The organism is Spiroplasma clarkii, from assembly GCF_002795265.1.
GTDB classification, from domain to species: domain Bacteria; phylum Bacillota_I; class Bacilli_A; order Mycoplasmatales; family Mycoplasmataceae; genus Spiroplasma_A; species Spiroplasma_A clarkii.
The window spans coordinates 984,933-999,153 of sequence record NZ_CP024870.1; the positions used below are offsets into that span (position 1 = coordinate 984,933).

Annotated in this window: 10 protein-coding genes; all 10 read right to left on the bottom strand. The window is 24.9% G+C overall.

Features of this window, described 5'->3' with window-relative positions:
• Nucleotides 1-173: 173 nt before the first annotated feature.
• The 10 genes from SCLAR_RS04450 to SCLAR_RS04495 all read right to left on the bottom strand — a co-directional run bounded on the left by SCLAR_RS04450 (nucleotide 174) and on the right by SCLAR_RS04495 (nucleotide 14,221).
• Nucleotides 174-1,229 (bottom strand): hypothetical protein, encoded by a 1,056-nt coding sequence (locus SCLAR_RS04450; protein ID WP_100254731.1) that lies wholly within the window; start codon nucleotides 1,227-1,229, stop codon nucleotides 174-176.
• Between the two features lie 153 nt (nucleotides 1,230-1,382).
• Nucleotides 1,383-1,838, bottom strand: a complete 456-nt coding sequence (locus SCLAR_RS04455) for a hypothetical protein (RefSeq protein WP_100254732.1) — start codon at nucleotides 1,836-1,838, stop codon at nucleotides 1,383-1,385.
• A gap of 1,343 nt (nucleotides 1,839-3,181) precedes the next feature.
• Nucleotides 3,182-4,468, bottom strand: a complete 1,287-nt coding sequence (locus SCLAR_RS07180; protein ID WP_211277544.1) for a hypothetical protein — start codon at nucleotides 4,466-4,468, stop codon at nucleotides 3,182-3,184.
• Nucleotides 4,455-5,795, bottom strand: coding sequence for an Eco57I restriction-modification methylase domain-containing protein (locus SCLAR_RS04465; protein WP_100254733.1), 1,341 nt, complete (start codon nucleotides 5,793-5,795; stop codon nucleotides 4,455-4,457). Before SCLAR_RS04465 ends, SCLAR_RS07180 begins: the two co-directional genes overlap by 14 nt.
• Nucleotides 5,758-6,957 (bottom strand): DNA cytosine methyltransferase, encoded by a 1,200-nt coding sequence (locus SCLAR_RS04470; RefSeq protein ID WP_100254734.1) that lies wholly within the window; start codon nucleotides 6,955-6,957, stop codon nucleotides 5,758-5,760. The genes SCLAR_RS04465 and SCLAR_RS04470 overlap by 38 nt, the downstream gene beginning before the upstream one ends.
• A 728-nt stretch (nucleotides 6,958-7,685) precedes the next feature.
• The gene (locus SCLAR_RS04475) at nucleotides 7,686-9,545 is read right to left on the bottom strand and encodes an AIPR family protein (protein WP_100254735.1); all 1,860 of its coding nucleotides are present in this window, start codon (nucleotides 9,543-9,545) and stop codon (nucleotides 7,686-7,688) included.
• Entirely contained in the window at nucleotides 9,529-10,275 is a 747-nt protein-coding gene (locus tag SCLAR_RS04480) for a hypothetical protein (protein ID WP_100254736.1), read from the bottom strand. The genes SCLAR_RS04475 and SCLAR_RS04480 overlap by 17 nt, the downstream gene beginning before the upstream one ends.
• The gene (locus SCLAR_RS04485) at nucleotides 10,238-11,710 is read right to left on the bottom strand and encodes an HsdM family class I SAM-dependent methyltransferase (RefSeq protein ID WP_100254737.1); all 1,473 of its coding nucleotides are present in this window, start codon (nucleotides 11,708-11,710) and stop codon (nucleotides 10,238-10,240) included. Before SCLAR_RS04485 ends, SCLAR_RS04480 begins: the two co-directional genes overlap by 38 nt.
• Nucleotides 11,711-11,970: 260 nt before the next feature.
• Nucleotides 11,971-13,527 (bottom strand): DUF262 domain-containing protein, encoded by a 1,557-nt coding sequence (locus tag SCLAR_RS04490; protein WP_100254738.1) that lies wholly within the window; start codon nucleotides 13,525-13,527, stop codon nucleotides 11,971-11,973.
• 31 nt (nucleotides 13,528-13,558) lie between these two features.
• Nucleotides 13,559-14,221 carry a hypothetical protein gene (locus tag SCLAR_RS04495; RefSeq protein ID WP_100254739.1) on the bottom strand — a complete coding sequence of 221 codons (663 nt, stop codon included), beginning with the start codon at nucleotides 14,219-14,221 and terminating at the stop codon, nucleotides 13,559-13,561.

The window sequence follows — 14,221 nt, forward strand, 5'->3', positions numbered from 1 at the left end:
TTATTAAGAAAATGGAGAAATGAAAGCAACTATCTATTGACCATCTATACCATATGACATTTAGCAATAGATTTAAGGTTACTATTTGTTTAATTAGTCTTGACATTTAATTAAGTTTTTTTGTGATTGACATAAATACAAGTAATATATATATCATAAGTGGATAGTCTAAATTAGAATTTTTGCATCTTCACCTCTAAATTGTTTTTAAAACTAATATACTTATAATTATGTTTTTCAAGATTGTACACCCATTTTCAAAATTTTTTACTTTCAGGATTGAATTTTAATTTATAGCATAGAGAATAACATTTATTTTTTAAAAGATGATATCTAATTTTCTCTATCCTATGGTTAGAACATAGAAGTCAAATTATTGTAATAATTAAAAAAAATATGCTTAATAATATTTCTCCAATAATGCTTGGTGAGCCACTTTTTAGTGATGCTTTTCTTTCTCACCAAAAAATATTTATACCTTCTTTTTCTGTGAAATATATATGTATACCAGTTATCATAATTAATGTAAATACCAGCAAAGGAATAATGAAAATAATTATAAAACTAATTGGAAAAAATGGAAGACTTTGATTATTTTTGATAAATGACAATATTTGATTAAAATTATAGATTAAATAATATGCTACAAAGAAAACCACTGCCACAACAACTAACATAACAAATATGTATGCTTTATAGATAAATGAAAAAAGTGAAACTCCTCAATTGTAAAAAACTCTTTCAATATCATGACCATATTTAATTTTTTTAGAACTTTCTATTGTTTCTAGAAAATGAGTTTTGTGAAGCAAAAAATAATGAAGTTCCTCATTTTTTCTATTATCATAAAAGTTAATTATCCATTTATCATTTTTAAATATGAAGTTAAATGCTATATTTTTCCTGCTACAAATAAAATCAGAAAAAGTTGATAAACCTACTTTACTCTCACATTCCTTACAGTAAAAGAAAAATTCAAAAATTGCCAAATATCTATTTTTTAAGGATTGAAACTTGCTCATTACATAATAATCCTCTTTAAAACTGTCTATTTCTTCATTAAAAGAAAAAATTAAATCATCTAATCTATATGAGTTATCTCTCAACCACTCCCTATCTAATAACTCATTTACTTTAAAAAATTTTACTCTTTGAAATAGTTTCTTAAAAATAAAAAATATTGCCGGAATATAAACTGAACTAAAAATAAGTAAAATTAATTCTTGCATATAGTTTCTCCTTCTTTCAAAGTTGTTATTTCTAAAATGAAAAATTATGATGATTTAACATTGGTTTAAATAATGTGCATAACTAAAGTAAAACAGTATTTAGTTTAATAAATCTGGTTAACTAAAAAAAGCAAATGGCTTTTAATATTTTTGCTATCTCTTAGCTGTAATCTTGTCTAATAATGGCTCCAATGATCCAAGAGTAGCACCATAAATTCCTTTGCTTGCACCCCTAAAATCTACTTGTTCTGCCATTAAAATAAATACATTAAATTTTTTATTAAATTTATCAACATTTATTTTACTAATTTTAAATATTTCAATTCAATTTGTTTTGCTTTTTTCTTTAACATTTGTACTTGTATCAGTCTTATAAAAAAATTTATTTTTAGATGAAACTCTATGCTTGTATTTATTGTTTGTAAAAATTTGAAAAATAAACCATCCCAATTCAGTGTTTAATACTAAATCACAAATCAAATATTTTTGATTTTGTTCATCATAATAGAATTTATTACTTTCATCTGATGAAGTAAACAATTCATTCAAATTTTTAAACTTCTTTTTACAAAGTTCAATAATTTTATCTTTTCACTCTATTTTTACCATATATATCCTACTCCTTTTCAAAAATATTTTACTATAAATTCTCCTTCTAAAACAAACTTTTAAGTTTATATTTTACATATTCTATAATTTTTTTGTTTCTAGATTGCGCTATTTTTATCAATTAAACGCAAAAAGAGAGGCCTTTTTTTACTAATATATTTAAACCAAAAAAGCATTGAAAAAAGATACACTTTGAATATTGTAGAAAATATTAATGCAAATATAAGGTAAATATTGAGATTATATATATTGGTAACATTAGAATTATATTTTATATTTTTCATTACAATTGCAGTTTCATTTTTTTATTTTTAATTGAGTTTGACACTTTGATAGTCTTTTATAAAATCATTTTTATAAATCTCTTTTATTAAAAATGGTTTAATTTTTGGTCCACTTTTGATTACTTTTGGGGGCATATCTTTTTTATTAAAATCACAAAAAAATTTGAAACTGTCAATCAAATTTGTCCTTTCATTATTTTTATTTTTTCCATTGTTTATTACAAATGAAAAAGAGAGATAAAAATCTCTCTTAGTTTAACTTTAGGAGTACCAACGGGTGAAACCTAAATCTGGGTTAAAGGTAATCAGGATGAATACCTATTCAATGGATAACTATTGACCCAATCCATTCACATAAATCATATCATATATGTTCTAACTGTCAAGAAGTTTTTAAATCTTTTGTCATTCACAAGCATTGTTATCAAAACAAAAAAGGACTAAATGTTAAGTTTATATTTTACATATTCATGTCATTAACAGAAGGTGTTAAGTGGTTCAAAAGGTAAAATACATCGACAATTTCACTAAAAATTTGTACTCTTTTTATAAAATAGAACCTCAGCTTGTCAATATTTTTACTTTTACTTAATAACTTATGAACTAATTTATTAATATATCTATACATTGAATTGGAAAACCACACTTTATTCCAAGCCTCAACAGCTTTGTTTATTATAATAAATTTAATTTATATAATTATGAGCGTGACCAATTTTCAAAAAATGCTCCTATTCAATGATACTTTCAGAGTGTGTTTAATGTTATATCATCTGCCTCAACATTAATACATTTTTTAAAATTAAGATCACTCTCCATAAAATTTACATCTAATATATTTTTAATTATTGTTAATGCAATTAGTTTCCTTTTATGAAAATCATCTAATTTATAATGATTAATCTTAATTTAACAAATTTTTTGTCATCATATACATTTTCATACTAGAATCTGATTAAAATTAAAATATTTTTTCATTGATATGAACTCTTTGTGAATAGTTAGGGAGAATATCTAATTCATTTTTTCTAAAATAAATATATTTTTAAAACTTCATGATTAATTACACTTAATTCCATATGACATTTTAAGCTTTGCTTTAACAGCCTCGTAGTCATACTTATTAATTTCTAAATAATCATCATCATTTAAAGCAAAAGATATTACATACATGAATTTTTGAAAATCATAAATAGTTTCTATTGAATTATTTTCAAGGTTTTCCTTAATTCTATCTGCCTTTGAAATCAAACATAAATATTGGTAGAAACTATCTACTTCATTTGTTTTATTCATTGGATGTATTCTGACATAGTGTTGATTTGGGGTTATAGCTATAATATTTTCTAAGTAATCTGCTATTTCTGGAAATTTACTTTCTGGAAATATATGATGCATATGCAGTGCTTGGATATGTTGCTCATCATGTTCTAATAATTCTGTCATTCCATCACGATATTCTGCATTGAAGTCTCTAATGAATTGTTTTGCTTTTGATGAAGAATACTTATAATATTTCTTATTTGGACTTAATTCTATGCTGTTTTCATAATCTTTTCTTGACATATCCTTTGGTTTTTCAGAATATATGTCTCTAAAATTATCACGATTATACATAAGCATATCATATGTAATTTTCTTTCTAGATAATTTCCCATTCTTTGTGCCAACTGAATCATTTTTGAAAGCAAGAGGATTTATTATCTTAGTAAAAATTCTTCCACATTCAACATAACCTGGCTTACTAATTGTATTATTACTTGAGGTTTTGCTACCAATATTTGTGTATTCCTTAGTAAAGTAATAAAAAGTATTCTTAGTTTCATTAAAATTAACTTCATTTGGAAAATTGAAAAAATTATTAAAGATAGCAAGCAAATCACTATCTTTAAGCACCTTTTCAATATAAATTTGTAAGAAGTGCAATGCATATTTTGGTGCAATGGCAATGTATTTCAGTAACCTTAAGTCTAAAACATTAAATAAATTTCTTTGACCAATTTTTGTTTCATTCAAAATTTTTGCATAAGCAAATAATTTCATTGGTTGTTGAAAAAACTTATCATACTCATTTTTACTAGATTTACTAGTCACATTTGCTTTTTTAAAAATTTCTTCTACATTTCCTTTAGCATATTCTGAAAATCAAATATCTTTTGAAGAAAATATGGAGCTGATGGACTTGTTACCCTCATCTTCAAGGAATTTTACAATACAATCTGCAACAATAGAACACACATCTGGTGTACATTTTTGATCTATCCATCTTGCATTATTTGTTTTTCTTATGTCATAATTTTTTTTATTTAAGAACTCATTAATTTCATCAGTATTAAATATCTTCATTAGTTTTTCTCCTTATTCCAAAGTAGTAGATAGAGTTACTATCTATATTAAGTGACCTTGTTCCATAATTTCTTGCAATCTTATAATATTCTCTAAATTTTACACTTTCAAATATTACTAAATCATCTTCTAAAATTGATGTATCAGTCTTATTTATCAACAATGCCAATGAACCATCTGTAATAGAATTTTTTGGTAGGAAACATGCCCTTGGTGAGTAGGAAAGGTTAGGAATCAATACCACATTTTCCTTGTTTAAATATTTAGCAACTGCTAAACCCTCCAAATCATTTATATATTTGTCATATCCCAAAACATCAATAACTTTATTTGTACAAACATTCCTAGACCTCAGTATTCTATATTTTCCCTCTGATAAATTATGTTTTGTTCCAATTTGCCTATCTCTAAAAAATGCAAACATTCCTAGGTTTAAACTTTTTGCATATGCATCAAATTCTTCATTTCTATAAATTACCCATGTTGGAAATGCATTACCTGTAATATACTTTTGTTCTTGAATAATATCAATATTTTTAGTAATAGATTTTACAATTAAATTGCTAGGCTTTCCTTGTGTGTCAACAATAATATTGACTGTCTCGATTTTAACTCCTTTAAAACCATTTTCACCAAAATCAATTATGCTCTTTATTTCATAATTCTTCAATTCTTCTCTTAATTCTACATATTCTGGAGCATTTAATATACTTTTAGGGATAATGAAAGATACAATATTTGCTTCTTTTAATGCTTTTTCAAAAAAGTATGCATATATATTTGATGTTTTTGATAATTTACTATTTTTTTTATATATGGTGCTATTTTTGTCACCCATTTTAACTTTGTAATATGGTGGATTACCTATAACCAAATCTAAATTTTCATTTTCAACTGAAAATTTTAAATAGTCATCATTTATGTATTTAATTTCTACATTTGGATATTTGCTTCTATAATAAGTTTCAAAAATAAGTTCTGCAATATTCAATTCATTTTCATCTATATCAATTATCCAAATTTCCAATTTTTGTTTAAATTTGAAATGTTCTGCAATAAAGGGTAAAAAAGCACCTGCACCAACTGATGGTTCCAAAACTTTTATATGATCCTTTTCAATTTTTGGTAACACTTTAAATATTTCTTCACAAATAATTTTATCAGTATAAAAAGCTGCAGTAGTTTTTTTATTTGGATTTAACATTTCAGCAGCAATATAAACTAAGGTTGGATCAAGTTTGCTGCCATATTTCAATATTGTATCTTTTAAACTTGTAAGGTTGTTTAAATTATATTTTTGTAAAAATAGTTTTATATCTTTTTTCATTTAAACCCTCCAATTGCATAAGTATATTACTTGCTATTTGAAAAAAAATTGCAGTAGGTACAGCCTCACCAATTGACTGTCGTATATTAACATCATTTTGTTTAATAAATAATCTCTTGTTTTCTAATGACATTTCATTTAGTTCTTTTTCGTCTTGGGCAACCCACTTGAAATCTGATGGAATTGTCATCATTAGCATTAGCTCTCTCACACTAAAAACTCTATCATCAACTGGATGTATTGTATTTTGACTTGCCATAATATCATTTCTAGTATGAATACATGGAGCGACCTTATCAAAGCATTGTCTCTTATATTTATCACTGTTACCATTTTTTGTTAATATTTTTAAACCGTTTTTGTAATAATGGGGTAACTTGCTGATATCAGTATTGTCAAATGCACTTTGTCCTTGCTTTAATTTTTTTATTCAATTTCTCATATCACCCTTATAATGTCTAAAACTATGATAAATATCAGTCTCATCAATTTGTCCCATTTCAACTAGATGAGGTAGTTTTCCAATAATTTCTCCTAGCATTTTTTCATTTTTCAATGTAGGAAAAAGATTATTTAATTTTAGCCCAACATCACGTCTCACCCCCAATACAAGTGTTCTTGTACGGCTTGAATTTGACCCATAATCTTTAAAATTTAGTACTCGTGATTCAATATTATATATTGCTTCAAGGTTATTTAATATTGCCTCACTTATTCTTTTTTCTTTACCATCTATGTCTGTACAAATAGTATTAAGAAACGATCTTACATTCTCCAATACAAAAGTTTTTGGTTTAATTTGTTTTATAAGTTTAATTGACTCAACAACTAATGAATTTCTTTTTTGTTCATCCTTCTTTTTATGATTAGCTACAGACATTCCCTGACAAGGTGGAGTGGCAATGATTGTAGTAATCTCCTCAATACCCTCCTTTTCATGTCACAATCTGATTTCATCAAATATTTTGTTTTTCACTTCATCTTGCAAAACATCACCAAGAATGTAACCACTATCATACTTACATTTACTGTTGTGTTTCTGGACTTCAAGTCTTCTTGATAATAATTCATTTGTTGCTACACATTCAAACCCTGCCTGTTTAAACCCATAACACCCCACTCCTGCACTACTAAATAAGGATATATATGTTTCTTTTTTCATAATTTTCTCCTTGCTAGCAACATCTGATATGTTAGAAATTTCACACTACAAAATACACAAATATTCATAAGAAAATTTATAATAAGTTATTGATTTCTATTTAGTTTGCAAGTGTTGAAATTCCTATGCTTAATTTAATTAATACATCAGTCTTTGTATGCATCTATCTACAATTTCATAGACTATTATAATTAATCAACATTTTCTAATCTCCAACATAATATATTACAAAGATACCATAAAGCATTTTAAATTGCAAACAAATAGTTTTATTTATCAAACAATATTTTTTTATTACTTGTCAAAAAAACTCTTGAATATAACATACTTAAACTAGAAAATGCAAGATAGGAATTTTGGAATTATCATATTCTATCTTACAATTACATTTTCAATTACCTATATTAAAAGCAGTTTGGTATTTTAGTACTTTTGGTTAGAACTAAAACTTAACAAATTATTTTAAAATTTAAATAAACCAAACATTTTCATATATCAACAACTAAATAGATTTTCGATTTTTATAAAATTTGAATTATATATTAATAAAAATTACATTATTAATAACCAATAACTTTTAATATTGCCTTTAATTAATTAGTTTTATATGTTGATTAAATAACATTTTTAAACTATTTTCTATATTTCAATTCTTAAATTTCTCATTTATAGAATCAAGACTCATATTATAATGATAAAATATTTGTCTTTATAGGGAAAGTATTTTACTATTTTTTATTAAATATGCTCTCAAGTATCTTTTTTCTTGCTTCTCTTTCTGATATTGTAATTGGAAGTAAGCATAACTTGACAAACTCTTCAAAAAAATCCTTTTTATATGAAAATGCTGAATGTCCATAAATTTCATTTTTATTATTTTTTTTCTTTTTGTATAGTTCCCACAAGTTCTCATAACATTCATATAAATACCTTGCCAAAAGCTCTTGATTAACTGTAATTTCATCACCACTGTTTTTATTAATAAATGTACCTTTGCTATTTTTAAATTGATCAATTTCTTTAATACTTATAAGTTCATTAAGATTATCTAAATTATTTCAAATTAGTCAAAGTAGAGCTATTATTCAATTTTGTATTAATAACATTAATGGTTTAACTTCTTCAATTCTTGATGGTTCAATGTCATTATTTGCTAATTGAACCATTTTCTCAATGACATCATAAAATTTATAAGCTAACAATTTGTCCTCATTTGAGATACTTTCATTTTTAAATACTAAGTTATAATGCTCATCATTAAATATTTTGTTCTTATTTTGCAAAGCAACCGTTGGTTTCATTAAAATTAAACTATAAATATACTGCCCCAACCTATCATTTCAAAGTCTTTTAATATTTTCTTCTTTTAAATTAAAATTTTTAATAATATAATTTTTCTCATTAATGTCACTATCTCCCCGCTTGATATTTAAAATAATTTGGTTCTCTTTAAAGAACTTTTTCAATTCAATCATTTCAGCAGCATTAGATCTGAAATCTCTTGGTTGCACTGGTTTTTGATTATTTGATGATTTTGTTATTTTTTCAATAAGTTCACCATCTTTATCACTTTTGGTTTCAATTATCTTTGCAACCACAAATACTTTGCTAAGATTGTCTTTTAATTTACTTTTCCCAAACAATTTATTTAAATTTGTAACTGTTTGTGCACCATTAACTATTGAAAAATTATTTAACAAAACTGTATTATTTTGAATATCAAGATCATAAATTTTTTCTGTTACAACTGTAATTCCATTATTGAAAATGAAAAACTTTTCAGGATTAGAGGCTACTGTTTCTTCAATGTTTTTATCAACTGATTTTGATATGCTTCCACTATCAATATTGTATCTGACATTTCTTTCAAATATTCTATCTTGAAATTTTTGATAGCAGCGAATTAATGACATAGCAGTAAGAGACAATAACACAGTTTTTTCAGAATTACGCTCATCATAAATTATAGAATTGTTCTTTCCTGTCTCAGCATTTGCTGGATTTTTAAATTCAAAATTGAATTTAAGTGGATTATCTGTTTTATTTTCTTCATTTTCACCATTAAACTTATTTATTAATCTTTTTCTATCTACTATCTTGAACTCGCCAATATTAGAAACATCTGGGTTCTCTGAATACTTTAACTCTAAGTCTGCTATTTCTGTATCAGACAATTTTATATTAATTAAAATTATAATTTCAAAATTAAATGCTTGGTTTTCAACAATTTTATCTAGGGTATTGAAAAAATATGGGAATAGTTTTCTATCCTCATTACTTAAGAGATTATCCTTTAAATTATCAACAAAAATTTTATTTCTTTTAATAATTCCAGGAATTTCTTGGATATCAACAATTTCATAAAATAAAGTGGCCTTATTTGCATCTTCTACTTCATCATAAATTATTATTGATGGGTAATTTTCATGGCTAATAAAATTGATGTGATTTTTATACTCTCGTTTTATTTGTTCTACATCCTTTTCTCTTGAAAACAATTGGTATGCAACAAGTTTAAAAACAACACTTGAATTTTCAGCTCCAAAAGCCATTTTACAATATCTATCAAAACTATTTACTTTTTCCATTTTTTATATCCTCACATATCATTTTTATAAATTTGTTATAGTTATTAATATACAAGCCATTAATCTCTAATTCCACATTTTTATCAAAACCTACATTTAATTTATCTTCTTTGCAATATTGATCATATGCAACTTCCAATTCACGTTTACTTTTAAGCTTTCCCATCTCAACATCATCTTTGATGATGTTGAGACACAATGCATTTGGCAAATTTACATCAGAGTTTAAATTATCTTTATACATCGATCGATATTTATCTATAAAGTTCTCATCAATTTTATATGTTGATGTAATAAGACCTCCGTTGTTATAAACTGGGGTTACATTTCTGATGCAATATATTCAATAAGTTTTTAATCCAGTCTTTCTTATATTTGTAGATTCCCCAATCATATTTGTAATAGAGTTAACAGTATTTTTTTGAACACTTGACATTAATCATTTAAATTCAATTGTTGCTACCATTTGCTTAGTTCTATTATCATAAACAGATATGTCAGTTTTTTTATCAAAATAATAACCATGTACTTTTTTCTCAGATTTATCAGTAATTTTTGAAAATAATTCAAAACCTGATCCACTAAGTTCCATGTCTAAATGTCTTTGAATTGTGTAGTGCAATTGATCTACTTTTTTACTACTTCTTTTACGATCATAATGATCAGGAGCAAATAATTGCTTATATGTCTCATTAATTGCTAATAACAGATTTTGGTCATAATTGCTCATCTTGTACTTCCCCTTGCTGATTATTTTTGTTTGCTGTCCTATCTCTAAATGCAAAATTTAAATAGGTTTGAAGATCTGTAGAAGAAACATAATAATATTGACCTCTCTTATCTTTTCCTAGCAACCTTATATAATCTAAAAATATTTCATCCTTAAGTTTTCTTTTAACTTCTTCTAAATTAACAGATTCCGAGTAAACATATAACCCAGAATAAACTGCTGTCCCTGAGGGTGCATGTTTAATTTTTATTGTTTCCACATTTCTAATAATTGTGTTTATGCTTATTTTGTCCTTAAAAACATCTTTAATTGCCTGAGTTCTTGCAAAACCATACCAATGAGTCTCTTTTTCAAGAGACCTGTCCAACAATAATTCTTTATTTTCTAATAGTTTTTTGTAAACTGTTGGGTTATTATTTTTTATATCAGCAATTTTTACTAATTCTCCATTTTTATTATATGGGAAAAACAACTTTGTTTCTTGTGCTTTTGATGATTTTATTGCATCAATTATGTATTCACCACTAAAATTTTTGTCATAAAAAAATCAATCTGCATTTGTAGCCAAACCATTTCTAACAAAAATATCACAATTTTTCTTCTTACATTCAAATATTTCATTTAAAAATTTTAGTTCAGATGAACTTGCAAAGAAATAGCACCCATCTATTAAATAATCTTTACCTTTAATTATATAATCAGCTTTATAGTTTTTATTGTATACACTAACATCTGCTCTCTTTTTATTGTTACTTAAAACAATAATTGCTGGATAGGTTGTAATATTTTCAAATGGATTGTCATGACCCAAATTTAGTACCTTTTCAATCATATTTTTATCAACCAAGAATTTGCGCAAATTCTTACCAGCATCACTAGTAAAATATGAATTTGGAGTTATATATGCTAATTTACCTGGTTGTTTTAACATTTTAATTCCAATTTCAAAAAAAATTAAGTATAGATCAGTCATGCCATTTTTTGCAAAATCATATTGCTTATAATCAATATCTAAACTGTGAACCCTAATATATGGTGGATTTCCTACCACAAAGTCCATTAATCCATCAAATTTGCTTACTTTTAAGGCATCTTTATTCAGAACATCTCATTTAACTTTGATATTCAATTCAAGTTCCTCAATTAAATTATTAAGATTTTTAATTGTCTGATTATAACTCTTTTTATTCAATTCAATTCCATGAATATATTCTTGAAGGTCATCTTTAATTTCACCATCAGTATAACCTGCATTGACTGCAACTCTAACATATCTTCTAACAATTTCTATTAAAAAGGCTCCTTCACCACATGAATTGTCTATTATATGTTTATTAATAATGCTTTTACCTTTATATCCTGTCAAATCTAATATATTTTTGACAATTGTTATAGGTGTATAGACTTCACCAGTTTTTTTAGCCATTTTTCCCATTTTTCTAACCTCACTAAATATATAATACAATAATTTTATATGGAAAAATAATTCAATATTAATTTAGTCATAATTGGTTTTACAAATCTTTTTAAATAGCAATAAGTTTCACAAGATATTCCTTTGCCAAATATTCTGATCTTTCTTGAATTTGCCTATGTGTCCATTCAGAAATATCCTGATTTTTTATATAATCAAAAAACTCAAATGTTGAATTTGTAATATATCCCTCCCCATTTCTTACTTTATTTTTAATTAAATTAATTTTGTCCTCAAAACTCAGGCTTTCAATCACTGACTTCTTTTATTTTTTTTGGTCTTATATGCTCTTTATTACATTGTTCCTCATAAACATCTTGCTTATATTTAAATTTATGTTTTTTTTCTAATAAATTGATTAAAATGTCTTGAATTTTCCCGGAAATGGAACCATTTGATAACCTAGCTATTAATTCCTGATCCGAAAAATATCTAAACTGCCCTGAAAACTGTTTAATTTTTTCTTTTATTTTTATTATTAAATTATTTGAATCACTATCTTGAAATAGTGCACAAATTTCTAATAAAGGACTTGACAAATTTCCTCTATTAATACAAATATTTCATCTTAAAATATAAGAATCTACAATCCTAATTATTTCCTTGAATTGTTTTAAATTAATTCTCTTTTCAAGATACTTATCAAGCAAAAACATAGAAAAGAAAATAGAGTATGCTGTGAATTTAGAACTATTAAATTCATTATTTATATAATTTTTAAGCTGATCCAACTCTAAATATCCATCAGCGACATCTTTCAGTTTTTCATTTGAAATCTTTATAGATGAAGCCATATAAAGCATACATCAGTATTTTAAATTCTTTAGTTCACATTTAGCTGAATTCAAATCAAAAATTTTATAAACCTTCTTAAATACTTTAAATACTCCTAAATCTTTTTCTTCAATATACATTTGTTCTTTTAACATAACTACATATTTAAAAAAATCTTCTAATTCCTTTTTTGATATAGATGTTTCAATTTTGATCCAGTATGAATTATACAGTGATTCTTGTTCCTGATTTAACTTAATGTTCATAAATATATAATTCTTAATTAAATCAATATTATCAAGTTTTTTGGACTTTGAATTAATAGATTCAAAAATATTTTGTGGATTATCACCAAAACTACTTACATCAATACTTGCTAATTCAAAATTTAGAAACTTTTCTTTAAAATCAGAAATTTCTTTTATATCAAGTCCATTTGCATTAAATCAGTCTAAAATTACTATGAAATTTTTGTAAATTTTAGACTTTTTATTTATAAACTTAATTTTTTCTAATATTTTTTCAACAAACTCTTGGAAATCATGTACCTTCAAATCATCCTTTATCAAAGAAATTTTATATATTTCATCCAAGGTATGATCATCTTTCCCTTCATTGTTTAGAATTAATTTTAGTTTTAATAGCTCTGAGCATTTGCTCGATAATGAATTACTATCTAATAACTCTTCATCAATATTTTTATTAATTCATGCATAATAAATATTCATTGCCTTAATTATTAAAAATATTGTAGTTAAGCGCTGTTGTCCGTCAATAACTTCCATTTTTTTAATCTTGTCTCTATCTTCAAATTCTCTTAAAACTAAAATACCAAGAAAATGATTGGTCTTATTTTTATAGGTTACATTTAAAATTTCTTTAACATCATCTAAAAATTGTTTTACATTTGATTTTTCTCACTCATAATATCTTTGATAATATGGCACTTCATATATTACATCATCTTCATATATCTCAGCAATTCTCATTTTCTTAACTTCCATAGTGTCCCATCTCCTTTATTGCAGTTAATTTTTATTTAATAACTTCCCCAAAGTTTAGTAAAAAATCTTCAATTTCAGATGATTTTAATAATCTAAAATTTTTATCTTTTACATGAACCTCTATTTCACTTCAACTATTACCACTATAATATTCGCCATCACATACAAAAAGAACATATATTTTTTTATTTATATATGCACTACTTGCGCGATTAATAGCACTTATAACATTATTTTTTTGAATATCCTGAGCTCCTCCAGATTCACCTGTATATTTATGAAACACATAAAAATCAACATCAATGCTTCCATATTTGAAATAAAAATCCATAGTTCTTCCTTGACTAGTAATCGACTTCTCTGCATCTTTTTTTATCCTAACTTCTTGATTAATAATAAATATTGAGTTTTCACCAGATGCTGGTAATTTTTTAAATTCAAAAACATTAGGAATATTTTTTAAAAATGATTCAAATGTCTTTCGATAAACATTTTGTTTCGAGGGGTCTTTGATAAATCAAGCTCTTAGTATTTTGTCATTACTAATTTGTTTTGTAACTTTATCTTCATCAAAGCCAAATTTTCCACAAAAGTTCTTGATTTTTAACTTAGTATCCTCATCATTTATGTTAAAACTATTAAAGTTTTCATTTATCAAATTTAAATACTCTTTTTTATAATTTGGTTCTGACAT